25 protein-coding genes are annotated in these 21325 nt (G+C 72.8%); 16 read left to right on the top strand and 9 right to left on the bottom strand.

Translation table 11 applies throughout. The features are described from left to right. Positions 1-57: 57 nt before the first annotated feature. The gene (locus ABZY33_RS06970; protein ID WP_356490437.1) at positions 58-762 is read right to left on the bottom strand and encodes a GNAT family N-acetyltransferase; all 705 of its coding nucleotides are present in this window, start codon (positions 760-762) and stop codon (positions 58-60) included. Positions 763-891: 129 nt separating this feature from the next. Here ABZY33_RS06970 and ABZY33_RS06965 point away from each other — a divergent pair, with 129 nt between their 5' ends. The 6 genes from ABZY33_RS06965 (at position 892) to ABZY33_RS06940 (ending at position 6457) form a co-directional block, all read left to right on the top strand. Next, positions 892-1848, top strand: coding sequence for an ATP-binding cassette domain-containing protein (locus ABZY33_RS06965; protein ID WP_356490436.1), 957 nt, complete (start codon positions 892-894; stop codon positions 1846-1848). Further along, positions 1845-2636, top strand: a complete 792-nt coding sequence (locus tag ABZY33_RS06960) for an ABC transporter permease (RefSeq protein WP_356490435.1) — start codon at positions 1845-1847, stop codon at positions 2634-2636. The genes ABZY33_RS06965 and ABZY33_RS06960 overlap by 4 nt, the downstream gene beginning before the upstream one ends. A 12-nt stretch (positions 2637-2648) precedes the next feature. After that, positions 2649-3449, top strand: coding sequence for a MerR family transcriptional regulator (locus tag ABZY33_RS06955; RefSeq protein WP_356490434.1), 801 nt, complete (start codon positions 2649-2651; stop codon positions 3447-3449). 63 nt (positions 3450-3512) lie between these two features. Then, on the top strand, positions 3513-4214 hold the full coding sequence (locus ABZY33_RS06950; RefSeq protein ID WP_356490433.1) for a TetR family transcriptional regulator: 702 nt from the start codon (positions 3513-3515) through the stop codon (positions 4212-4214). 108 nt (positions 4215-4322) lie between these two features. After that, the gene (locus ABZY33_RS06945; RefSeq protein WP_356490432.1) at positions 4323-5867 is read left to right on the top strand and encodes an MDR family MFS transporter; all 1545 of its coding nucleotides are present in this window, start codon (positions 4323-4325) and stop codon (positions 5865-5867) included. Between the two features lie 128 nt (positions 5868-5995). Continuing rightward, a complete protein-coding gene (locus ABZY33_RS06940; protein WP_356490431.1) occupies positions 5996-6457 on the top strand; it encodes a pyridoxamine 5'-phosphate oxidase family protein in 462 nt (153 codons plus the stop codon). 20 nt (positions 6458-6477) lie between these two features. Here the strand turns inward: ABZY33_RS06940 and ABZY33_RS06935 are convergent, their stop codons facing one another. The 3 genes from ABZY33_RS06935 to ABZY33_RS06925 all read right to left on the bottom strand — a co-directional run bounded on the left by ABZY33_RS06935 (position 6478) and on the right by ABZY33_RS06925 (position 8446). Further along, positions 6478-6699 (bottom strand): hypothetical protein, encoded by a 222-nt coding sequence (locus ABZY33_RS06935; RefSeq protein ID WP_356490430.1) that lies wholly within the window; start codon positions 6697-6699, stop codon positions 6478-6480. 193 nt (positions 6700-6892) lie between these two features. Beyond that, on the bottom strand, positions 6893-8098 hold the full coding sequence (locus ABZY33_RS06930; RefSeq protein ID WP_356490429.1) for a cytochrome P450: 1206 nt from the start codon (positions 8096-8098) through the stop codon (positions 6893-6895). A 144-nt stretch (positions 8099-8242) separates the two neighbouring features. Next, complete coding sequence (locus ABZY33_RS06925) at positions 8243-8446, bottom strand: hypothetical protein (RefSeq protein ID WP_356490428.1); 204 nt, start codon at positions 8444-8446, stop codon at positions 8243-8245. 171 nt (positions 8447-8617) lie between these two features. Here ABZY33_RS06925 and ABZY33_RS06920 point away from each other — a divergent pair, with 171 nt between their 5' ends. Continuing rightward, positions 8618-9526: a class I SAM-dependent methyltransferase gene (locus tag ABZY33_RS06920; RefSeq protein WP_356490427.1), complete on the top strand. Its 909-nt coding sequence runs from the start codon at positions 8618-8620 to the stop codon at positions 9524-9526. A gap of 53 nt (positions 9527-9579) precedes the next feature. Here the strand turns inward: ABZY33_RS06920 and ABZY33_RS06915 are convergent, their stop codons facing one another. Next, positions 9580-11034 (bottom strand): glycoside hydrolase family 76 protein, encoded by a 1455-nt coding sequence (locus ABZY33_RS06915; RefSeq protein WP_356490426.1) that lies wholly within the window; start codon positions 11032-11034, stop codon positions 9580-9582. 307 nt (positions 11035-11341) lie between these two features. On the opposite strand from ABZY33_RS06915, the gene ABZY33_RS06910 reads away from it, so the two are divergent. The 4 genes from ABZY33_RS06910 to ABZY33_RS06895 all read left to right on the top strand — a co-directional run bounded on the left by ABZY33_RS06910 (position 11342) and on the right by ABZY33_RS06895 (position 14120). Continuing rightward, the gene (locus tag ABZY33_RS06910) at positions 11342-11905 is read left to right on the top strand and encodes a hypothetical protein (protein WP_356490425.1); all 564 of its coding nucleotides are present in this window, start codon (positions 11342-11344) and stop codon (positions 11903-11905) included. Between the two features lie 125 nt (positions 11906-12030). Beyond that, positions 12031-12687, top strand: a complete 657-nt coding sequence (locus ABZY33_RS06905; protein WP_356490424.1) for a chorismate mutase — start codon at positions 12031-12033, stop codon at positions 12685-12687. Positions 12688-12772: 85 nt separating this feature from the next. Next, positions 12773-13498 carry a molybdopterin-dependent oxidoreductase gene (locus tag ABZY33_RS06900; RefSeq protein ID WP_356490423.1) on the top strand — a complete coding sequence of 242 codons (726 nt, stop codon included), beginning with the start codon at positions 12773-12775 and terminating at the stop codon, positions 13496-13498. After that, positions 13482-14120, top strand: a complete 639-nt coding sequence (locus tag ABZY33_RS06895; RefSeq protein WP_356490422.1) for a cytochrome b/b6 domain-containing protein — start codon at positions 13482-13484, stop codon at positions 14118-14120. Before ABZY33_RS06900 ends, ABZY33_RS06895 begins: the two co-directional genes overlap by 17 nt. 9 nt (positions 14121-14129) lie before the next feature. On the opposite strand, the gene ABZY33_RS06890 is transcribed toward ABZY33_RS06895, so the two are convergent. Further along, positions 14130-14714, bottom strand: a complete 585-nt coding sequence (locus ABZY33_RS06890; RefSeq protein ID WP_356490421.1) for a TetR family transcriptional regulator — start codon at positions 14712-14714, stop codon at positions 14130-14132. 166 nt (positions 14715-14880) lie between these two features. Here ABZY33_RS06890 and ABZY33_RS06885 point away from each other — a divergent pair, with 166 nt between their 5' ends. From ABZY33_RS06885 to ABZY33_RS06865, 5 genes are all read left to right on the top strand, one after another. Beyond that, complete coding sequence (locus tag ABZY33_RS06885; protein ID WP_356490420.1) at positions 14881-15564, top strand: GAF and ANTAR domain-containing protein; 684 nt, start codon at positions 14881-14883, stop codon at positions 15562-15564. A 218-nt stretch (positions 15565-15782) separates the two neighbouring features. After that, the gene (locus tag ABZY33_RS06880) at positions 15783-17123 is read left to right on the top strand and encodes a phosphatase PAP2 family protein (protein ID WP_356490470.1); all 1341 of its coding nucleotides are present in this window, start codon (positions 15783-15785) and stop codon (positions 17121-17123) included. A gap of 105 nt (positions 17124-17228) precedes the next feature. After that, positions 17229-17744 (top strand): DinB family protein, encoded by a 516-nt coding sequence (locus ABZY33_RS06875; protein WP_356490419.1) that lies wholly within the window; start codon positions 17229-17231, stop codon positions 17742-17744. A 369-nt stretch (positions 17745-18113) separates the two neighbouring features. Further along, on the top strand, positions 18114-18905 hold the full coding sequence (locus tag ABZY33_RS06870; RefSeq protein WP_356490418.1) for a GH25 family lysozyme: 792 nt from the start codon (positions 18114-18116) through the stop codon (positions 18903-18905). 138 nt (positions 18906-19043) lie between these two features. Next, positions 19044-20153 carry a glycoside hydrolase family 3 N-terminal domain-containing protein gene (locus ABZY33_RS06865; protein ID WP_356490417.1) on the top strand — a complete coding sequence of 370 codons (1110 nt, stop codon included), beginning with the start codon at positions 19044-19046 and terminating at the stop codon, positions 20151-20153. Here the strand turns inward: ABZY33_RS06865 and ABZY33_RS06860 are convergent. From ABZY33_RS06860 to ABZY33_RS06850, 3 genes are read right to left on the bottom strand one after another with little or no spacing between them, the layout of a single operon-like run. Next, complete coding sequence (locus ABZY33_RS06860; RefSeq protein ID WP_356490416.1) at positions 20125-20463, bottom strand: DUF1048 domain-containing protein; 339 nt, start codon at positions 20461-20463, stop codon at positions 20125-20127. The genes ABZY33_RS06865 and ABZY33_RS06860 overlap by 29 nt on opposite strands. Position 20464: 1 nt before the next feature. After that, positions 20465-20821 (bottom strand): DUF1048 domain-containing protein, encoded by a 357-nt coding sequence (locus tag ABZY33_RS06855; protein WP_356490415.1) that lies wholly within the window; start codon positions 20819-20821, stop codon positions 20465-20467. After that, positions 20818-21144, bottom strand: coding sequence for a PadR family transcriptional regulator (locus ABZY33_RS06850; RefSeq protein ID WP_356490414.1), 327 nt, complete (start codon positions 21142-21144; stop codon positions 20818-20820). The genes ABZY33_RS06855 and ABZY33_RS06850 overlap by 4 nt, the downstream gene beginning before the upstream one ends. Positions 21145-21325: the final 181 nt, after the last annotated feature.

Raw genomic sequence — 21325 nt, 5'->3', positions numbered from 1 at the left:
CGGCCGTAAACCACACCTTCGAATGATCGGTTTCGAGTGGTGTGCGGGGGTCGGAGGTCAGGGGGTGCGGAAGCCCTGGAACGTCACCTGCCTACGGGTCTTGAACCCGAGCCGCTCGTACAACGCGAGGGCGCCGGTGTTCGCCTCGGCGGCATGCAGGAAGGGGCGGTCCCCGCGGGCCAGGATGCGGGCCACGAGCGTGCCGACCAGGCGGGCGGCATGGCCTTGTCCCCGTGCCTGCGGAGCGGTGCAGACGGCGCTGATCTCGGTCCACCCCGGGGGCCGCAGGCGCTCTCCGGCCATCGCCACGAGCACGCCGTCGGCCCGGATGCCGAGGTAGGTGCCGAGTTCGTGGGTGCGGGGCCAGAAGGGGCCGGGCTCGGTACGGGCGACGAGGTCGAGCATCTCGGGCACGCTGCCGGCGCCCAACTCGACGACGGTGGAACCGGATTCGGCGGCGGTGCCCAGGTCCGGCGCCCCGGTGCCGGGCCAGATCAGCTGACGGCCCGCCAGACGGAAGACCGGCTCCCAGTCCGGCGGCGGGACGGCCGGGCAGCTGAACATGTCGGCGAAGCCGCCCGGCCCGAGCAGCCGGGCGAGGTCGGCCCAGTCCGCCGCGTCCGGCCGCTCGGGCACGGCCGAGAAGGTCGCCACCCCCGCGGCATAGGTGGCGGCCCGGCCGAGCCGCCGCGCGAGAGGAGCGTGCCGGCCGCCGAGCGACTGGCCCACCGGGTCGTCGAGCACGGGGTCGTCGTCGTTCATCGGGCGCTTCCTTTCGGGACACGGGGGAGCTCGGCGCGGCGCGCGGCCACGGTACGACACGGGTCGGCGCGGGGGCAGCGGCGGGCACGGTTGACCCTGACGCAGGGTCAACCTCGCAGCATGGCGGGCATGACGACGAGAACCAGCGCGATCGAGGTCGCCGGACTGCACAAGTCGTACGGCGGCCGCGAAGTGCTCCGCGGTGTCGACCTGACCGTCCCGGCGGGCACCGTCTACGCCCTGCTCGGACCCAACGGGGCCGGCAAGACCACCACGGTCCGGATGCTGTCCACCCTGCTGCCGGCCGACGCCGGTGAGGCGCGGGTCGCCGGACACGACGTGCGCCGCGAGGCCGACCGGGTGCGGGCCGCGATCGGGGTGACCGGGCAGTTCTCCGCCGTGGACACGCTGCTGACCGGGCGGGAGAACCTGCGGTTGATGGCCGACCTGGGCCACCTCGACCGACGCTGTGCGAAGGCGGTGGTCGAACGGCTGCTGGCGCGGTTCCACCTGGCCGACGCCGCGGACCGGCGCGCGGCGACGTACTCCGGCGGGATGAAGCGCCGCCTGGACCTGGCGATGACCCTGGTGGCCGGACCGCGGCTGATCTTCCTGGACGAGCCGACCACCGGCCTCGACCCGCGCAGCCGCCGGGACCTGTGGGACATCGTGCGGGAGCTGGTGGCCGACGGGGTCACCGTCCTGCTCACCACCCAGTACCTGGAGGAGGCCGACCAGCTCGCCGACCGGATCGGGGTGCTCGACGGGGGCCGGCTGGTCGCCGAGGGCACCGCGGCCGAGCTGAAGCGGCTGGTCCCGGGCGGTCATGTGGAGCTGCGGGCCGCCGACAGTGAGCGGCTGGCCGCCCTGGCGCGCCGGTTTCCCAAGGCGCGCCCGGACCCGGCGGCGCTCACCCTGACCCTGCCGCACGACGGCAGCCTCACCACCTTGCGACGGGTCCTGGCCGGGATCGACGACGACGCGGTCACCGCGCTCGCCGTGCACACCCCCGACCTGGACGACGTCTTCCTGGCACTCACCGACCACTCGACCACCGACGCGTCCCCCGAGGAGGTACCCGCATGAATACGGCGACGTACGCCGTCCGCGATTCGGCGACCATGCTGCGGCGCAACCTGAGACACATGGTCCGGTACCCGTCGCAGACACTCATGCTGATCGGCCTGCCGCTGCTCTTCCTGCTGCTGTTCGTCTACGTCTTAGGCGCCACCATGGGCGCCGGCCTGCCCGGGGCCCCGGCGGGAAACGACGCCTATCTGACGTTCCTCACCCCCGGGGTCCTGGTGATGGCGGTGGCGAGCGTCTCCATCAGCACCGCAGTCTCCGTCGCCACCGACATGACGGGCGGGATCATCGACCGGTTCCGCACCATGCCCATCGCGAAGGTCTCGGTGCTCACCGGGCATGTGCTGGGGGCCATGGTGCAGACCGCGCTCGCACTCGCCACGGTCTTCGGCGTGGCGTTCCTGCTCGGGCTGGAGACCGACGCCTCGGTGGCGCAGTGGCCGGCGCTGATCGGTCTGCTGGCGCTGCTGTCGTCCGCGATGACCTGGTTCACCGTGGCGCTGGGGCTGGCCAGCCCCAACCCGGAGACCGCGAGCAACTGGCCGATGATCTTCCTCATGCTGCCGTTCGTGGGCAGCGGGTTCGTGCCGGTGGAGACGATGCCGGCCGGGCTGCGGTGGTTCGCCGCGTACCAGCCGTTCACGCCGGTCATCGACGCCTTGCGCGGTCTGCTGGCCGGATCGCCCGACGGCGCGGACGTGCTCCTGGCCGTCGGCTGGTGCGGGCTGATCGGACTGGTCGGCTACCTCTGGTCGCGGCGTCTCTACCGGACCCGGGCCGCCGGCTAGGAGACTGGCCTGATGCTGACGATCGGCGAACTGGCGGCGTACGCCGGAGTGACGGTGCGCGCCGTGCGGCACTACCACGCCAAGGGGCTGTTGCCGGAGCCGGAGCGGGACCACTCCGGCTACCGGAGATACGACGCGGGCGCCGTGGTCGAGCTGGTCCGGATCCGCACGCTCGCCGAGGCCGGGGTCCCGCTGGCGCGCGTACGGGAGCTGCTCCAGGCCGGCGAGGAGGAGTTCGCCGCGGCGGTCGCGGAGATCGACGAGCGGCTGCGCGGGGAGATCCGGGAGCGGCGGCGGCACCGCGCGCGGATCGCCCGCCTCGCCGCCGGGGACAGCCTGGCACTGCCCCAGGAGGTGGTCGACTTCCTCGACCGGCTGCGCGCGCTCGGGGTCGACGAACGGATCGTCCGGGTCGAGCGCGACGGCTGGATCCCGCTGGCCGCGCGCTCGCCCGAGCGCGTCCCGGAGTGGATGGCGCGCAAGCGGGAGCAGCTCGCCGACCCGCGGATCGCCGGCTTCTACCGCACCCTGAGCGCGGCGCTCGACCATACCGACGACAACCCGCGGCTGGCCGGACTGGCCGACGAACTGGCCGCCTACATCACGCGCGTGGCCGACGAGCAGGGCGACTGCTACGTCGACGACACCGGCCTGGAGCCGCCCTTCGCCGAGCTGCTGGACACGCATGTGTTCGCCACCCTGCCGCCCGCTCGCCGGCTGATCGAGCTGCTGACGAAGCGGGGCTGGACCGGCTGGACCAAGCTCGAACGGGTGGACCCGGCCCCGGACACGGACCAGGGACACGGGCGCTGACCCGCGTCCCGGGACCGGCGGCCACGCTTCAGCTGTTTTGCAGACTCTGCATTTTTGCATAGCATGCAAGGCGTGACGGAGACGGTGGCTGACGCAGGCAGTTGGCGGGAGCGCAAGAAGCGGGCGACGCGGGCCGCGCTGGTGGAGGCGGCGGTGCGGATGGCCGCGGAGCGCGGGGTCGAGCACCTCACCGTCGACGCGATCAGCGAGGCGGCGGGCGTCTCGCCCCGCACCTTCTTCAACTACTTCGACTCCCGCGATGAGGTCTTCGTCCTGATCGGCGCGGAGTCCAGCGCCCGGGTGCGCACGGCCGTGCGGGAGGCGCCGCGTGCGCTCTCACCGCTCGAAGCGCTGCGGGACGCCATCGCGGTGGAACTGCAGGAGATCGAGCAGCAGCAGGAGTTGTGGCGGCTCCACGCCGAAGTGCTGCGCCGCTCTCCAGACCTCCTCGCCCGCAGTATCGGCGCTCACCTCGCGGACGAGCTCGGCATGGCCGAGGCCGTCGCCGAACGGATCGGCGCCGGCTCGCCCCTCTTCTCCGCCGTACGCGGCGAGGACACGGCGGCCGAGCCCGAGCAGCGCCGGCGCCGGGCGCTGGGACTGTACCCGCGACTGGTGGCCGCCGTCGGCACCGCGGCCGTGCGCACCGCGGTCGAACACTGGTGCGTCCGCCAGGACGAGGTCGCCTTCGACGACGTGTTCCGCGAGGTCTTCGACCACCTCGCGGCCGGACTGCCCGAACCGCCCGCCCCCGGGCGCCCCTGACCGTTCCCCCTCCTGGAGCCCCCCTCGTGTGACGGGGGCTCAGTGCTGCACCCTGAAAGAGACGAAGTGACTGCACCATCGGCGCCGCGAGAGACGCCTCCCACCTCGATGTCCAACCGACAGATACTCCAGGCCATGTCCGGGCTGATGGCAGGCATGTTCGTCGCCATCCTCGCCGGGACCGTGGTCTCCAACGCACTGCCGCGCATCATCGCCGACCTCGGCGCCAGCCAGTCCTCCTACACCTGGGTCGTCACCGCCGAACTGCTGGCGATGACGGCGACGGTGCCGCTGTGGGGCAAGCTCTCCGACCTCTACAACCAGAAACTGCTGCTCCAGCTCTCCCTGTGCATGTTCGTGGTCGGCTCGCTGCTGGCCGGCTTCTCCCACGACGTCGGGCTGCTGATCTTCAGCCGCGTGGCCCAGGGCATCGGAGCGGGCGGCCTCACCGCGCTCGCGCAGGTCGTCATGGCCGCCGTCATCCCGCCGCGCAGGCTCGGCAAGTACGCGGGCATCTTCGGCGCCGTCTTCGCCGTCGGCACGGTGGCCGGCCCGCTCATCGGCGGTGTCCTGGTCGACACGGAGTGGCTCGGCTGGCGCTGGTGCTTCTTCATCGGCGTACCGTTCGCGCTGCTCGCCATCGTGCTGCTGCAGCGCACGCTGAAGCTGCCCACCGTCCGCCGCGAGGTGAAGATCGACTTCCTGGGCGCGTTCCTGATCGTGGCCGGCGTCTGCGCGCTGCTCATCTGGGTCTCGCTCGCGGGCAACCAGTTCGACTGGGCGTCCTGGCAGACCGCCGCCCTGGTCAGCGGGGGAGCGGTGTTGCTCGTGGCCGCCGTCTACGTCGAGTCGCGGGTCCCCGAACCGATCATCCCGCTGCGCATCTTCCGCAACCGCACCGTGGCGCTGACCACCCTGGCGAGCCTGCTGGTCGGCCTGGCGATGTTCGGCGGCACCGTCTTCCTCTCGCAGTACTTCCAGGTGTCGCTCGGCAAGTCGCCCACGGTGGCGGGGCTGATGAGCCTGCCGATGATCCTCGGTCTGCTCGTCTCGTCCACGGTCGCGGGCCAGATCATCAGCGCCACCGGGCGCTGGAAGATCTACCTGGTCATCGGCGCCACCGCCATGGCCGCCGGACTCGGCCTGCTCTCCACGATCGACGCGGACACGCACTTCGGCCTGCTCAGCGTCTTCATGGCGGTGATGGGCATCGGCGTCGGCATGCTGATGCAGAACCTGGTCCTGGCCGCGCAGAACGACGTCTCCGCCACCGAACTCGGCGCCGCCACCTCCGTGCTGTCCTTCTTCCGCAGCCTGGGCGGCACCATCGGCACCAGCGTGCTCGGCGCCATCCTCGCCCACCGTGTGGCCACCGAGATGAGCAAGGGCCTCGCACAGGCGGGCGTGCCGGCCGGGTCGGACCGGGCAGCCGGTCACGGGGTCCCGGACATGACCACCCTGCCGGGCCCGATGCGGGAGATCGTGGAGCACGCCTACGGAGTCGCCACCGGCGACCTGTTCCTGGTGGCCACCCCCTTCGCGCTGCTCGCGCTGGTCGCGGTCCTGTTCATCAAGGAGAAGCCGCTGAAGAACACGAGCGGCATGGAGCGCCTCGCCGAGGAGTCCGACGCCCCGCCGGTACCGGTCGGCTGAGTCGTCGATGCGTGCCCACGGGGCGGCGGGGAGAGCCCGCCGCCCCGTGGGCACACGGCGTCTGCGTCGCCGGGTCTAGGACCTGCGTCCGATGTGCGCCGCGAAGGCGCTGGCTACGGTCAACACCCATGCACGGAACAGAGATCGTTCACCGCGACGCGGCGCGACGCAGGCGAGACACCCTCGATCGGCTCGCGGTGGAGCGGGACATGTGGGTGTCGACGGCCCACGCCGACCACGGCCCGCACCAGGTGCCGCTGTGGTTCTCGTGGGACGGGCGGGCGGTGTGGATGTGCACCGGCGCGACCTCCGCGACCGCGCGCAACGTCCGCGCGGACCCGCGGGTCCGCCTGGCACTGCCGCACACCTTCGACGTAGTGACCCTGGAAGGAGAGGCGCAGGTCTATGACACGGCGACGGTGCCACGGGACGCGGCGGCCGCGTTCGCGCAGAAGTTCGGCTGGGACCCGCGCACGGAGGCCACCCCGTACCAGTACCTGTGTGTGACCCCGCGGACGGTGCGAGCCTGGCGCGGAGAGCGCGAGCTGAGCGGCCGGGTCGTCATGCGGGACGGCGTGTGGACGGGGTGAGGTGACGTAGGGGCCGGGAGTCACGGCAGCGCGAACCGGCGGGTCAGCTCGGCGCCGAGAACCGGGGAGAGGGCGCGCGCGTAGGCCTCCGCCAGGTGACCGTCGTCGCGGTGGACGAGCGTGTCGGCCACGACCACCGGGCACACCCGAGGCGCGCACACCAGGGCCCCCGCCCGCGCCCGGCGCGGGTCCTTCGCCGCCCGGCCGGGGCCGGGTCGGCGCAGGGGCGGTGCTTGGGTCACGGTGGTTCGGTGTCCTCACGAGTCACGTGGTGGTGCAGGGGCGCACTCGTGGGACGGATCGGAGAGTTGGGCAGTTGCGCACTTTCCGGGGGTTCGGCAGCTCCCCGATCCCGCGTGACCCGCGGGCCACGGGCTGTTCGGTCCGGGTTCACGAAGGGCCCGGCCGGCGGCTGCTTTCCGGCCCCGCCGGTGCTCACCAGCGCACGGGAAGGTCCCGCAGTCCCCGCATCAGGCTGGCGCGCCACCGCGGTGTGCCGTCGCCGTCGAAGGCCAGGCCGGGGAAGCGGTCCAGCAGGAGGCGCAGCGCCAAGGTCGCCTCCAGGCGGGCCAGCGGGGCGCCCAGGCAGTGGTGCAGGCCGTGCCCGAAGGCGAGATGGGCCCGGGTCGCCACCGGATCGCGGCGGACGTCGAACCGGTCGGGGGCGGCGAACCGCGCGGGATCCCGGTTCGCGGCGGCGATGGAGAGCACGACGCGCGCCCCCGCGGGTATCCGGACGCCGCCCAGGTCGAGCGGGTCGGCGGCGTAGCGGTAGGCACCGGCCGGGGCGGGCGATTCGTGGCGCAGGGTCTCTTCGACGGCGCCCGGGAGCAACTCGGGGTCCGTGCGGAGGGCGGCGAGCTGGTCCGGGTGGCTGAGCAGCAGGTGAACGGCGTTGGCGATGAGGTTGACCGTGGTCTCGTGCCCGGCGACGAGGAGCAGGAAGGCCATGCCGAGCAGTTCCTCGGGGGAGAGCCGCTCGGCGTCGTCGCTGTGGTGGCCGCGGACCAGGGCGTGCAGCAGGTCGCTCTCCGGCGCGTGCCGCAGCCGCCGCTTCTCCTCCGCCAGCCCCGCGAGGTAGCCGGCCATCTCCTGCGAGGCGCGGGCGGACCCCTCCGCGTCGTCGAGCGCGACCACCTGCGTGGACCAGCCCCGGAAGGCGGCCCGGTCGTCACCGGGGACGCCCAGCAGCTCGCAGATGATGGTGAGGGGGAGCGGATAGGCGTAGGCGGCCACCAGATCGGCCCGGCCGTCGGCGGCCACGGTGTCCAGCAGGGAGCCGGCCGCCTCCTCGACACGGGGCCGCAGCGCCTGGACGCGACGGGCGGTGAACTCGCGGGCCACCAGCGTCCGCAGGCGGGTGTGGTCGGGCGGATCGACCTGGAGCATGTTGCGGCCCACGGCGTACAGCCCGTCGTCCTCGAAGTCGGCCGCGTGCCGCACGTCGTTGCGGAGCCGGGGGTCGGCGAACGCGGCGCGCACCTCCTCGTGCCCGATCACCAGCCACGCCTCGTCCCCGGTGGGGAACCGCGCATGGTGGACGGGACCGCGGGAGCGCAGGGCGCGGAACGCGGAGTAGGGGTCGACGGTGAAATCGGCGGTGAGGTCGGCGAGTTGGACGGTCGGGTGCTGCGTGCGCATGGACGGCTCCCGGATGACGGAAGTTGACGGCTGAGGGAGGCGACAGAGAAGTGGGGAGTGCTCCCCGTTTTTGTGGGCGGGAGGACCTTACCATGAAGCGGGGAGTAGTCCCCGTTTTCTGGTCGTGGGAGTGGGCTGCTCGTGTCACCGCGACCCGGCGGCCACCACCGTCGCGGTGAGCGGCTCCAGTACGGCGACCAGTTCGTCGCGCTCGGCAGGCGAGAGGCCCTCGTAGGGCGGGGCGGCGAGTTCGCCGGTCAGGGCCTCGATACGTTCCTTCGTCTCGCCGCCGGCGTCCGTGAACCGTCCCTCGGGGGCGATGAGCCCGCGCTCGCGCAAGCCGCCCATGACGGCGGCCACCGCGCCTTGGGCAGATGGTCGATGCGGCCCAACGACTCCGGCCAGGGACTTCATCCTGCTCCCGCGCGCGGGCGCGCGAGAGAGGCAGCGGCCGCGGCGGCGACATCCTCGTCGGCTCCGGGCGCGCCAGGGGCCGGACATGGTGTTGAATGCGGCCGCATGAAGCAAGGGAAGCGTGCGGCGAGCCGGACGGCGGTGACGGTCTGTCAGGGACGGGCGGCCGCGGACGGCAGGACCGCGCCCGGCCGGTTCGCCGATCCGGTGGCGGTCCGGCTCCTGCGCACCGACGAACGCACCCCCGTGGCGGAGGTGCGGGCCGGGGCCGTCCCGGCGGGCTGGCACGCGCGCTTGGCGTACGAGACCGTGCGCGCCGCCGCGGAGGTGGTGGTGCCGCGGACGGTCGCGATCGACGACGCCCTGCGCGCCCACGCGACGGGCCAGCTCGTGATCCTCGGCGCCGGCCTCGACACCCGCGCCTGGCGCCTGGCCGAGCTGGCCCGGACGGACGTGTGGGAGGTCGACCACCCGGCCTCCCAGCAGGACAAACGAGCCCGCCTCGCCGAGGCCGCGCGACACACCCCCGGCCTCGGCCCGGACCGGAGCGAACCGCCGGTCACGGCCCGCTCGGTCCGGTTCACGCCGGTCGACCTCACCGCCGACGATCTCGGAGCCGCGCTCGGCGCCGCCGGACACGACCCCGGGGCGCCGACGACGTGGTTGTGGGAGGGCGTCGTCCCCTACCTGACGCGCGACGAAGTCCGGGCCACCCTGTCCGCGCTCGCCGCGCGCACGGCCCCCGGCAGCACGCTCGTCGTCAACTACCAGACGCCTTCCACGAAAGCGGCCGCAGGCCGTCTCCTGACACGCGTGCTGGGCAACTCCGTCACCGCGGGCGAGCCGTGGCGCTCGCTGTGGAAGCCGCCGCGCATGGCCGCACTGCTCGCCGAGTACGGCCTGACGGTGACCTCCGACGACAGCCTCCTCGGCGTCGCGCGGGCCCTGGGCGGCCCGGCACGCGTACGGACCTCCCTGCGGACGAGCCGCGTCGCCGTCGCCGAACGCCGCTGATGCCGAGAGCGTGGCCCGGGCCGCCGCCCGGGCCACGTGGACCTGCGAACCCCTCAGCCGGACGCCGCATTGAGCAGGTCCAGAACGCTCTGCTGGCAGCCGTAGTCGCTGGCCCCGTTGCCACCGCTCCAGTGCGGGCCGTACTGGTCGAGCGGGTTGCGGTCGTGGTCGTAGGCGCTGGTGGCCCACCGGGTGAGGGCCGCGCCGTACGGCCGGTCCGGCAGCCCGCGGTTGAGGGCGCCGAGTCCGCGCACGTATGCGCCCTTGAAGCTCGGGCCGTCCCCGGTGCACCCGTCGCCCTCGCCGGGCTCGCGCAGGACCCCGTCCGTCTGGAGCCGGACGCTGGAGGCGTCGGCCAGGCCGCGCGCGGTCGTGAGCAGGCCGGTGTCGCCGGTGGCCCTGGACAGCTCGGTCAACCCGCCCAGGACGACGCCCTGGTTGTAGGTCCAGGTGGGCTGGCCGTTGTTGGCGCAGCTGTCGTCGAGGCCGTCATTGATCATGCGGTCACCGTTGATCATGCCGCTGTTGCGGAACCAGTCCCATTCGCTGCGGGCCCGCTGCAGGTAGACGGTGTCCCCCGGGAGACGATTGTGCAGCGCCGAAGTGAGCTGGAGGTACAGCTCGTTGGTGATGGCGTTCTTGTAGTTGCCGTTGGTGTTCCACCGGACGCCGCCGCCACAGGTGTTGTTCCAGTTGGCATACATGTGGTCCGCGTCGGCCCGTGCGGTGTCGAGGTAGCGGCGGTCTCCGGTGAGGTCGTAGGCGGCGACCCAGGCCAGGCCCCACCACCCGGTGTCGTCGAGGTACTCGTTGCGGAACTGCCCGCCCTGCGCGTCGATGTTCTTGTTGTAGATGTCGGCGATGGCATAGGTGTAGCTGCCCATGCCGCTGGTCCGGATGTTGTCGATGACGGCGGTCAGCGCGTTGGCGGAGGTCCACCAGCCGTTGCCGCCGAAGAGTTTGGTGCCCCGGTCGTACGACATCATCAGGGCCGTGGCCGCCGCGGTGCTCCTGCTCCCCGCGTTCCAGGTGGTGCGTGCCCAGGGCGTGCACGCGATGGCGCCCGCCGACGGCTGGCCACAGGCCCGCAGGGCTCCGACGCCCTGGGTGCCCCAGTCGTCGACGTTGTACATCTGCGTGCGCCAGCCCCGTCCTCCCGAGGGCACCGCGGTGTCGCCGAGCCGGCTCCCCGAGTCCCAGGTCCGGCCGCCGTCCATGGACCGGTCCAGCCAGACCCGGTCGCCGGCGCCGCCGTTGTCGAGGGAGGCCCATCCCATCGCGTCGGCGTCGTCGAAGTGCAGGGCGATCGTGCGCGAGGAGACGGTGGCGGAGACCGGGGCCCGGTCCTGAGGGCTCAGCGACGGGTCGCGCGCGTCGCAGTACTTATTGCAGACAGCGGCCGTCGGCGCCGCCGCGGCGGGCGCGGCCGACAGACCGCCGAAGACTAGTGCAGACAACGTTGTCAGGGCGGCGCAGAGTACGGCCGACGTGGATCTCGCTGGCTTCATGAAGAGGCTCCCGGGGGTGGGGGTCGCGCGGCGAAGGGGACTCGCCGTCCGGCGGGGGAGAGCGCTTCCCGAACGTAGCCACGAGGCATGGGCACGTCAACGGATCGGACCGGAACGGCGGTTGGCGGCCTGGGCGAATCGGTGGGGGTAGAACGTTCTGTCTTGACAGACCGCGACCGGGGCGCCAATCTGAGCGTACAGAACGTTCGTTCTCGCGGCTCGGTCGCAGCTCGGGTCGCGAACCTCGTGGGCCGGGCCGGGCCGTCCGCCCGTTCGTCTCCTCGCACATCGATCGAAAGGCAACACCATGAGCACCCTCACCGTCTCGCCCGGTACCACCGACACCACCGGTACGGCCGCCGCCCTGCGGCGCCTGTACTTCGTCCGGTTCGCCTTCGCCCTGGTCTGGGCGCTCGTCATGTTCACCATGGCCACGAAGCTCACCCCGGCCGCGACCGTGCTGCTCGTGCTGTACCCGCTGTTCGACGTGGGCGCGGCCGTCGTCGACGCGCGGGCGTCGCGCACCACCCGCTCACCCCGCCTCCTCTACGTGAACATGGCGGTCAGCCTCGCCGCGGCCGTCGGCGTGGGTATCGCGGGCGCGTCCGGCATCCCGGCGGTGCTGCGGGTCTGGGGCGCGTGGGCGATCGTGTCCGGCCTGGTCCAGCTCATCGTGGCCGTTCCGCGCCGCGCGCTGGGGGGCCAGTGGCCGATGATCCTCAGCGGCGGGATCTCGGTCCTGGCGGGGGCGTCCTTCGTCGCCTCGGCGGGCGCGGCCGAGCCGGCCCTCACCAGCGCGATCGGCTACGCGGTCCCGGGCGGCATCTTCTTCCTCATCTCGGCCCTGCGGCTGGGCCGCGCCGCCAAGTAGAGCCGGGTACGGGCATCGGTGGCCGGCTGCGCGCCGGGCGCCCATACCTCTACCGTCCTGCCCCTGGCGCACCCGGCGCGGCCCGGGGCGACGTACCCTGCCGATACCGATACGAGGACAGACACGTGAAGTTGCGTACCACGACAAGCCGTTGCGCCGCGCTCACCGGCATGCTGGCGGCCACCGCCGTACTGACGGCCCCTCACGTCATGGCCGCCGGCGCGCCGGTCAGCGCTGGACCCGCCCGCAGTGCGGTGGAGGCGGCCGGTCCGCGGGGCGGGCTCGGCCCGCTGACGGAGCTGGTCATCGAGCGGATCCGGTTCGGCGACGACGTGGCGGCGGCCAAGTACGGCACAGACTCGCCCATCGAGGACCCGGCGCGCGAGGCACAGGTACTGGAGCAGGTCCGGCAGCAGGCGGGCCGGGCCGGCGTGGACCCGGAGGTGGCCGTGGCGTTCTTCCGCGATCAGATCACCGCGAGCAAGATCGTGCAGAGGGGACTGTTCGCCCGCTGGGCCGCTCACCCCGACGAGGCTCCCACCACGCGCCCCGACCTCGGCCGGATCCGCGAACAGCTCGACCGGCTGACCACGGCCCTGCTGGACGAGCTGGAGGAGACGGCGCGGGTGCGCGAGCGGCCCCTCGCCTGCGCGGCGCACCTCGCCCTCGCCCGTGGGGCAGGAGCGGCCCGCCACCGGCTGGACGGCCTGCACCGCCACGCGCTGACCACGGCGACCGGGTCCGTCTGCCGGGCCGGTGGCGTGACCGCACCGCCGGTCTGACGGCGCCCCCCGCAGCGCCATGCGGCAGCACCGAAACGCACGGACCGGCGCCGGCCGGCCCGGCCCGTCCACGGGAGAGGACCACATGGACTCCGGACCACCGCAGGAGCGGGGCGCCCCCGTCGGGCGGCGCGTCTTCCTCGGCACACTCGGCCTCGGCGCGCTCGGCGTTCTCGCCGCCCCCGCCCTGCAACGGGCCACGGAAGCGTTCCTGGGCGGCGCCGCCGACCGGGACCCCACCGGTCTGACGGGGCTGCTGCCGAACGGCGGCGGGTTCCGCTACTACTCCGTCACCTCGTCCGTGCCGCACAAGAGCGCGGCGGACTACCGCCTCACCGTCGACGGCCTGGTCGAGCGCCCCACCACCTACACCCTGGCCGACCTTCGGGCGCTGCCCCGGACCCGGATGGTCCGCGACGTCCAGTGCGTCACCGGCTGGCGCGTCCCCGGCACCGCGTTCGAGGGCGTACGCCTGTCCCGGCTGCTGGCCGCGGCAGGGGTGCGCTCCTCCGCGGGAGCGGTCCGCTTCACCTGCTTCGACGGCTCCTACTCGGAGAGCCTCACGCTGGAGCAGGCCCGCCGCGGGGACGTCCTGGTCGCGCTGCGCATGCAGGACAAGGACATCGACCACTCCCACGGCGGCCCCGCACGCCTCTACGTGGCACCGATGTACTTCTACAAATCCGCCAAGTGGCTCTCCGGTATCACCGTCACGCACCGCGTGGAACCGGGTTACTGGGAAGCGCGCGGCTACGACGTCGACGCGTGGGTCGGCCGGTCGAACGGGCGGGACGATGCACCGACCACCTGAACCTGAACCTGAACCGGCGGAGGCCGCCGCGCGGCTGTCGCGCTTCAGCAGGGCCGAGCGCTGGGCGCACCGCGCGACAGCGGCACTGACGGGAACGTGCGTCCTCACCGCGGCCTTCCTGTACGTCCCCGCGCTCGCCGAACTCGTCGGCCGCCGTGCCCTCGTCGTCACCGTCCACGAATGGTCGGGCGTCGCGCTCCCCGTCCCCGTCCTGGCGGCCCTCGGCTCCCGGGCGCTCCGCGCCGACCTGCGGCTGCTGAACCGCTTCGGCCCGCACGACCGCCAGTGGCTGCGGGCGGCCCTGCGCAGGGACCGCCGGCCCGGGTCCCGTCCGGCGCACAAGTTCAACGCCGGGCAGAAGCTGTACGCCGCGTGGACCGCCGGAGCCGTGCTGGTCATGCTCGGCACCGGACTCATGATGTGGCTCACCCACCTCACACCGCCGCTCTGGCGCACCGCGGCCACCTTCGTCCACGACTGGCTGGCCCTGACCCTGGGCGTCGTCCTCGCCGGCCACGTCGGCATGGCCCTGGGCGATCCCGAGGCCCGCCGGGGCATGCGGACCGGGTCGGTCGCGGGGGAGTGGGCAGAGCGGGAGCACCCGCTCTGGCGGCCGGAGTGACGGCGCGGCTCAGGCGGCCCGCACCTGCAGGATCCCCTCCACGCCCTCCAGGAAGGTCTCGGAGACCAGCCCGGGGTCGGCCAGGCAGCCGGAGGCCATGGCGCCGTCCCGGAGCATCACCAGGTGCCGGCCGGCCGGCTCGGCCGGTGCCTCGCCGGTCCGGGCCAGCAGCTCCGTGACGGTCTCCAGGAACCACTGCCGGTGGGCCAGCACGGCGCGGTGCACCGGGTGGTCGCGGTCGGGGTACTCCGCCGCCGCGTTGAGGAACGCGCACCCCCGGAACCCCGGGGACCGGATCCCGGCCGTGATCGCCCGGCAGACGGCCCGGACCTTGTCGGCCGGCGACCGCTCGCCCGCCTGTGCGGCCTCGGCCTGTGCCCGCATCTCCCGGTCGGCCAGGTCGAGGTAGGCGAGGACCAGCTCCTCCTTGCCCTTGAAGTGGCGGTAGAGCGTGGCCCGGGTGACCTGCGCCTCCGCGACGATCCGGTCGACGCCGACGGTGTGGATCCCCTCGGCGTAGAAGATCCTGGTCGCCGTGGTGAGCAGCCGTGACCGCGCCTCCGACGTGCCGCTTCCCTTGGTGCTCTGGCTCATGCGCTCAGGTTAGCGAACGGTGAGGAGAACGGTCTGTATCGGGAGGCGCCCGGCCGCCCGGCGGCGATCACTGCGGGGGGCGGCAGGGCACCGCTGTCGGGGACTCGTGGGAGGCTGGGCGTCGTGCCGTCTTCGCGGCGCGACCCGAGCGGAAGGAAGCGTCCTTGTGGACTGGCGCGAATATGCGGTGCAGTTGGCTGCGAAGGCGCGCGAGCTGCTGGCGGAGGACACCGTTGACGGCACGCTGCGCAAGATCGGCGAAGCCTCCATCGAGCTGATCGCAGGGTGCGAGGCCGCCGGGATCCTGACGGTCAGCAAGGGGCAGGTGGCCACGCTCGCCGCCACCGAGCAGCTCGTCGTGGACAGCGACCGGATGCAGGGGGAGTGCGGCGAGGGTCCGTGCTTCGACGCGGCCCGGACCGGACACCCGGTCTTCCGGGTCATGGACATGGCCGAAGAGCGCGTCCGGTGGCCGTCGTACGCGCCCCGCGCCCACGACCTGGGCATCGGCAGCATGATGGGCTTCCTGCTCTACACCGAGAACGAGGACCTCGGCGCCCTCAACATCTACTCCCGGAAACGGGGCGTGTTCACCCAGGACAGCGAGACCGCCGGCTGGTCCCTGGCGTCCCACGCCGCCGTCGCCCTCGCCAGCGCGCGCGAGCAGGCGCAGCTGCGGGAGGCGGTGCAGACGCGGCACGCCATCGGGGAAGCGATGGGCATCATCATGGCCGAGCACAACCTCTCCGAGCGGGAGGCGTTCGACGTGCTGCGCCGCTACTCGCAGGAGAACAACGTCAAGCTCCGGGACGTGGCGCAGCGGGTGCGCGAGCGCGGAACCCTGGACTGAGACCGCCCCGGAGCCGGTCACCGAACTGCCGCCGCCCCGCGTGGTCTGGTAAGAAGCGTGCGGGGCCCGAGGGCGCCGGGCGCCGTGACCGTTCGCCCGGCACGCGCGGCTCTGCCATTCGATGACCTGAAGGAACGGGCACAGTGAGACCGACGGTGACGCGAGAGCCTCGGCCGGGGGACGGCACCAGCACCAAGGGCACCACGCGGCGGCGACGAATACGCGCCGTCGCGTGGGGCGTGGCCGGGGCGGTGACGCTCGGTTTCTTCGTCGCGCTGGAGATCATCGCGCGGCGCTACGGCGAACGGGGACCCCTCACCAACCAGGCCCGCGAGGTGATCTTCGCCCCCAAATCGGGCACCGTGCTCTACGCGGGCCTGGCGATGACGATGGTGGTCCTCACCTGGCGCCAGCGCTTCCTCGCGCTCGGCGCCGCCGTCGGCACCGACCTCGTCTTCTGGGGCGTACGGTCGCTGGCCGGTGCCCAGATGATGGTCGGCAACGGCGCGCTGCTGGCGACCCTGGGCTGCGCCGTCGTCGCGGTGACGCGCCGCACCGGCGCGGAACGCGCCCTGCTGCTCAAGGGCGTCGGCCTGGCCCTGCTCCTGGTGACCGGCCGCAAGACCGGCGACACCTGGCTGCTCATCACCTGGAAGACGCGCCCTCGGGTCCTCGACCAGTACGTGGCCGTCGCCGACCACGCGCTGGGCTCCCCGTCGTGGCTGGCGGGCCGGCTGGTCGAGGCCTCGGGCCCGGTCGGCGCGCACGTCCTCGACTGGGTCTACGTCCAACTCGCGGTGGCCGCGGTCGTGGTGGCGCTGTACCAGATGCGGCACGTGTCGGCCGAGCGCCGCTTCCCGCGCCACCACTTGGTGCGCACGTTTCTGCTCATCGGCCTGCTCGGCCCGGGTATCTACATGCTCTATCCGGTGGTCGGGCCGGTCTTCGCCTATGGCGCGGAAGGGGGCGCGTGGGCCGTGGCCGACCTGTGGCCGCACACCTGGGTCCCGGTCGCCGCCCCGCACGCGATGCCGTTCGACGAGGTCACTCCGCGCAACTGCATGCCCAGTCTGCACACGGCCTGGGCCACCGCGATATTCCTTCACAGCCGCAAGGGCCCCCCGGTCCTGCGGTGCGTCGGGGCACTGTGGCTGATCGCCACGCTCGGCGCGACGCTGGGCTTCGGCTACCACTACGGCGCGGACATCGTCGCCGGGGTGGTCTTCACCCTCACGATCGAGACGGGCCTGCGCACCTACGACCGCGGTTGGGACCGCGCCGGAGTCCGGCTGGTTCTGCACGGCGCCGCCGTCTTCACCGCACTCCTGCTGGCCTACCGCTACCTGTCGCTGCCCATGGCCCACCACCCCTGGGTCTTCGGTCCGGCCGTGCTGCTGGCGATGGGCTCGGTGATCCACGGCTATGTGCGGACCACCCGAGGGTGGGAGCGGCAGGACGGTCGCGCGGCCCCCGCGGCGGTGCGCTTGCCGGCCCCCCGCCACGAGCCACCCCTCGCCGCCGGTCCGCGGCCGGGGGAGCCGGGGGAACTGGTCCCGTGAGCCGGGGTGTGACGCGGCGGCCGTGACCGCCGTGGCCGGCACCCCGGACGCCGCCCGTTCGGCCGATCCGGCCCGCTCCCGGGCCCGAGCGCCTACCGTGCGGCTATGGCACCTTCACTCGAGCGTCCCCCGCTGCAGGCCGACGAACGCACCGCCCTCCTCGGCTGGCTCGACCTGCAACGGCAGATCCTGCGCTGGAAGTGCGCGGGCCTGAGCGAGGCCGACGCGCACCGCTCGGTCGTGCCGACCTCGCCCGCGATGACGATGGCCGGTCTCATCAGCCATATGCGGTGGGTCGAGCACACCTGGCTGGAGGTGCTGTTCCTGGGCGGCGACAAGACGCGGAACCCCTCCTTCGACGAGACGCGGGAGGACGCCGACTGGCGGACCGACGGCCTCTCCCTGCCACAGTTGGTCGCGGAGTACGAGGCCCAGTGCGCCCGTAGCAACGAGATCGTGGCCGGGGCCGGCCTGGACGACGTCGGCCGCCACCCCGAATTCCGCTCCTCCGCCGCCAACCTCCGCTGGATGCTCATCCACCTCGTCGAGGAGACCGGACGGCACGCGGGCCACGCGGACATCGTGCGGGAACTCCTCGACGGAACGAAGGGGTACTACTGAGGCGGGAAGCGGGCGGTGAGCCCGGCAACCGGCCGTCCTGTGCCGCCATACGAGGAAACTTCTGCCGCCGCCCGCGCGTTCGCGCAGCTCATCCGGGTGTATGTGGGTCTAGACCACTAACGGGCCGGGAAAGTATTTACCGCATACCCGTCTCTGTGGCTCACTGTGTCGTGTTCGTGTCAACCGGACGCGCGTAGAACCTCCTTACGAGGTGCGCCCGAACGCCGGCCGGCCGGACCCGCGCAGCCCCCCACCTGGCAGGAGGAAGCCTTGTTCTCGCAAAGCCTTTCCCTCGGAGCGCCATCCATACAGCGAAGACGCGCAGCGGCCGGAGTCGTAGCCGCGAGCACCGCACTGATCCTCGGCCTGATGTCGGGCACGGCCTCCCCGGCGCCCCGCGCGTCGGACGGCGCCGTGCCGATGGGCAAGGGATACATGGGCGTGGGATACGTCCAGGACAGCAAGGACTTCAAAGCGGACGCCCGGCAGCTGCGGCTCGACCCGGGGCCGGGGGCGAACGTGCTGGCGAACCCCGCGGGCATCGACGTCTCCAACTGGCAGGGCGGCATCAACTGGAGCGCGGTACGCGGCGCAGGCATCGAGTTCGCCTGGATGAAGGCGACCGAGGGCACCACGTACAAGGACCCCAGCTTCAGCGCCAACTACCTGAACGCGTACAAGGCGGGCGTCATCCGCGGCGCGTACCACTTCGCGCGGCCCGACGTCTCCGGCGGCGCCGCGCAGGCCACCTTCTTCGCCGGGAACGGCGGCGCCTGGTCCCGCGACAACCTGACGCTCCCCGGCGTGCTGGACATCGAGGGCAGCTGTTACGGCAAGACGCCGGCGGCGATGCAGTCCTGGATCCTCGACTTCTACAACACGTACAAGGCCCGCACCGGCCGCGACGTCGTCATCTACACGAGCGCCAGCTGGTGGAACTCCTGCACCGGCGGGTGGAGCGGCATGTCCGCCCGCAGCCCGCTGTGGGCGGCCCACTGGACGTCCGCGGGCAGCCCCAACATCCCGCAGGGCTTCCCGTACTGGACCGTCTGGCAGTACACGTCCACCGGCGCGGTGAGCGGCATCTCCGGGAACGTGGACCGCGACCGCTTCAGCGGCGACCGCTCCCGCCTGCTGGCGCTGGCGAACAACACCCCGTGACGGCGGATGCCGGGGGCGGACGGCCGGCCCCGGCATGATCGGTGCGGCGGCCCGGAGCAGGCCCACCGGGCGGTTCCGGGCCGCCGCGCCGGCCGAACGGCCGCAGCGCCACCCCGACAGTTCGCGAAGGAGCACGTCATGAGCCCGACACCGACGCCGTTCAGCAGGCGTGGCGCGCTGCGTGCCACCACGGCGGCCCTGGCCGGCGGGCTCGGGCTCGCGGGCGGCACGGCCGCGGCCGCGGCCCTTGATCCGGCCCAGCGCGCCGGGCAGCGCGTCATCCACTCCTATCCGGGACTCACCCCTCCGGCCGCCCTCATGGACGCCATCCGGGAGGGACGGACGGCCGGGGTGATCTTCTTCGGGGAGAACATCACGAGCCTCGGCCAGATCGCGGACGTCATCGAGGCGATGAAGGCGGCGCACGCCTCCGCACCCGTGCGCTCCCCCCTCCTGCTGATGACCGACCAGGAGGGCGGCATGGTGCGCCGGCTGCCCGGCGAACCCGTGCTGTCCGCCAAGGACGTCGGCGCGTCGACGGAACGCGAGGCGCGGGCCGCGTCCACCGGCAGCGGCGCGGGCCGGAACCTCGCGGGCGTGGGAATGAACGTCAACCTGGCCCCGGTGCTCGACGTCTACCGCACCGCCGGTGACTTCACCGACCGGTACGAGCGTTCGTACAGCAACAGCCCCGAGACGGTGAGCACCTGCGGCGCCGCCTTCATCACCGCGCAGCGGAACGCCGGGGTGGCGGCCGCCGCCAAACACTTCCCCGGCCTCGGCCCCGCCGCCACGAACCAGAACACCGACCTGGGACCGGTCACCCTCACCACGCCCGCGGCCACCCTGCGCGGCGTCGACGAGATGCCCTACCGGGCGGCGATCTCGGCCGGGGCCGAACTCGTCATGCTCTCCTGGGCCGTCTACCGGGCACTGGACGCCGGCCGGCCCGCCGGACTGTCCCGGACCGTCGTCGGCGAGCTGCGCGGCCGGCTCGGATTCCGGGGCGTGACGATCACCGACGCGCTGGAGGCCAAGGCTCTGCAGGCCTACGGCGACACGGGCCGGCGCGCCGTCCTGGCCACCGGGGCCGGGATGGACCTGCTGCTGTGCTCGGCCCGCGACGTCGCCCAGGGGGAGCAGGCGGTGACGGCGCTGACCGAGGCCCTGGCGGCGGGCGCGCTCGACGCGGCGGCCTTCGACGCCGGCGCCGCGCGCGTCAGCGCTCTGCGCGCCGCTCTGGCGTGACGGCCGCGCCGCCGACGGACCCCTGACAGGCGTCCGCGAAGGCGGGGGAGTCCTTGATCAGGCCGTCGCAGAAGGCGGCGACGTCCGTACCGATGAGTTCCAGGACCCCCTTGTCCGCGGCGGCGCCCTCCTCGAAGAAGTCGACGATCCCGGCCAGCAGGGGCCCGTCGAGCAGGTCGACCGGGCCGACCTTGAACAGGTACTTCTGCATCTCCTCGTAGACGATCCGGTAGTCCGGCGGGAGCGCCTTGACCCGGGCCAGGTGGGCCCGCCACTGCTTCTTGCCCTCGATGATGTCCTGGACGCTCACGTCAGCCTCCCAGCCGGCTCAGTCTCCGCGCGACGTTCCTGTTCAACTGCGCGCGCCGGCGGTCGCGGTAGGTCCGTGCGCCCTCCCCGCCGACCAGCGCCGTGCAGAAGCCCGGGATGTCGTCGCCGAGGACCGCACGGGCGCTCTGCCCCTCGGCCGCCGTCTCCTCCAGCAGCCCGAGGGCGCCGTCGAGGATCGGCATCAGGTTGCGGCCGGTGAAGTCGCCGTGCGGCACGAGGTGGGCCGCGATCTGGTCCCACGCCGCCCGGTGGTCTTCCGGCAGGGCCGCGGCCCGGGCTTCGAACTCCTTCCACCGTCTGGTGAGATCGCTGCCGGTGATGGTCTCCCAGAAGTTCACTCCCCGCCCTCCTTCAGCTTGTCGATCCGCGACGAGACGTACTCCCACTTCGTCCAGAACGCCGCCAACTCCTCGCGTCCGGCGTCGCTGAGCGCGTAGAACTTGCGCGGCGGACCGACGCCGGACGGCCGCTTCGTCACCTGGACGAGGCCCTTGCGCTCCAGCCGCAGCAGAATGGTGTACACCGTGCCCTCGACGACCTCGGTGAAGCCGAGTCCGTTCAGTCGGCGGGTGATGGCGTATCCGTACGTCTCCTCGCCGCCGATGATCTCGAGCACGCACCCTTCGAGCGTGCCCTTCAGCATCTCCGTCAGGTCGTCCACAGCGAGCCCCCTCGCCCAGCGGTACTGCGTAGTACTGAGTACCGGTACAACGTATCACCGAGTAGCGGTGATGTCGGCGGTTCGGCCGGTGGCCCGGCGTGCGGCACCCGCTGCGACCGCTGACGCGACCGAGCGTCAGAACCGCATCACTGCAGGTGAGTTGTGCGGAAAGATTGCAGAA

Origin of the sequence: Streptomyces sp. NPDC006552 (genome assembly GCF_040611655.1) — a bacterium.
Lineage (GTDB): Bacteria > Actinomycetota > Actinomycetes > Streptomycetales > Streptomycetaceae > Streptomyces.
Note: the sequence above shows the minus strand (reverse complement) of the source record. Positions and strands in the feature narration are given on the sequence as shown.

Coding starts and splice junctions, on each gene's coding strand:
- ABZY33_RS06970 (WP_356490437.1), bottom strand. CDS start 762: ATGAACGACGACGACCCCGTGCTCGACGACCCGGTGGGCCAGTCGCTC.
- ABZY33_RS06965 (WP_356490436.1), top strand. CDS start 892: ATGACGACGAGAACCAGCGCGATCGAGGTCGCCGGACTGCACAAGTCG.
- ABZY33_RS06960 (WP_356490435.1), top strand. CDS start 1,845: ATGAATACGGCGACGTACGCCGTCCGCGATTCGGCGACCATGCTGCGG.
- ABZY33_RS06955 (WP_356490434.1), top strand. CDS start 2,649: ATGCTGACGATCGGCGAACTGGCGGCGTACGCCGGAGTGACGGTGCGC.
- ABZY33_RS06950 (WP_356490433.1), top strand. CDS start 3,513: ATGCAAGGCGTGACGGAGACGGTGGCTGACGCAGGCAGTTGGCGGGAG.
- ABZY33_RS06945 (WP_356490432.1), top strand. CDS start 4,323: ATGTCCAACCGACAGATACTCCAGGCCATGTCCGGGCTGATGGCAGGC.
- ABZY33_RS06940 (WP_356490431.1), top strand. CDS start 5,996: ATGCACGGAACAGAGATCGTTCACCGCGACGCGGCGCGACGCAGGCGA.
- ABZY33_RS06930 (WP_356490429.1), bottom strand. CDS start 8,098: ATGCGCACGCAGCACCCGACCGTCCAACTCGCCGACCTCACCGCCGAT.
- ABZY33_RS06925 (WP_356490428.1), bottom strand. CDS start 8,446: ATGGGCGGCTTGCGCGAGCGCGGGCTCATCGCCCCCGAGGGACGGTTC.
- ABZY33_RS06920 (WP_356490427.1), top strand. CDS start 8,618: ATGAAGCAAGGGAAGCGTGCGGCGAGCCGGACGGCGGTGACGGTCTGT.
- ABZY33_RS06915 (WP_356490426.1), bottom strand. CDS start 11,034: ATGAAGCCAGCGAGATCCACGTCGGCCGTACTCTGCGCCGCCCTGACA.
- ABZY33_RS06910 (WP_356490425.1), top strand. CDS start 11,342: ATGAGCACCCTCACCGTCTCGCCCGGTACCACCGACACCACCGGTACG.
- ABZY33_RS06900 (WP_356490423.1), top strand. CDS start 12,773: ATGGACTCCGGACCACCGCAGGAGCGGGGCGCCCCCGTCGGGCGGCGC.
- ABZY33_RS06895 (WP_356490422.1), top strand. CDS start 13,482: ATGCACCGACCACCTGAACCTGAACCTGAACCGGCGGAGGCCGCCGCG.
- ABZY33_RS06890 (WP_356490421.1), bottom strand. CDS start 14,714: ATGAGCCAGAGCACCAAGGGAAGCGGCACGTCGGAGGCGCGGTCACGG.
- ABZY33_RS06875 (WP_356490419.1), top strand. CDS start 17,229: ATGGCACCTTCACTCGAGCGTCCCCCGCTGCAGGCCGACGAACGCACC.
- ABZY33_RS06870 (WP_356490418.1), top strand. CDS start 18,114: ATGTCGGGCACGGCCTCCCCGGCGCCCCGCGCGTCGGACGGCGCCGTG.
- ABZY33_RS06865 (WP_356490417.1), top strand. CDS start 19,044: ATGAGCCCGACACCGACGCCGTTCAGCAGGCGTGGCGCGCTGCGTGCC.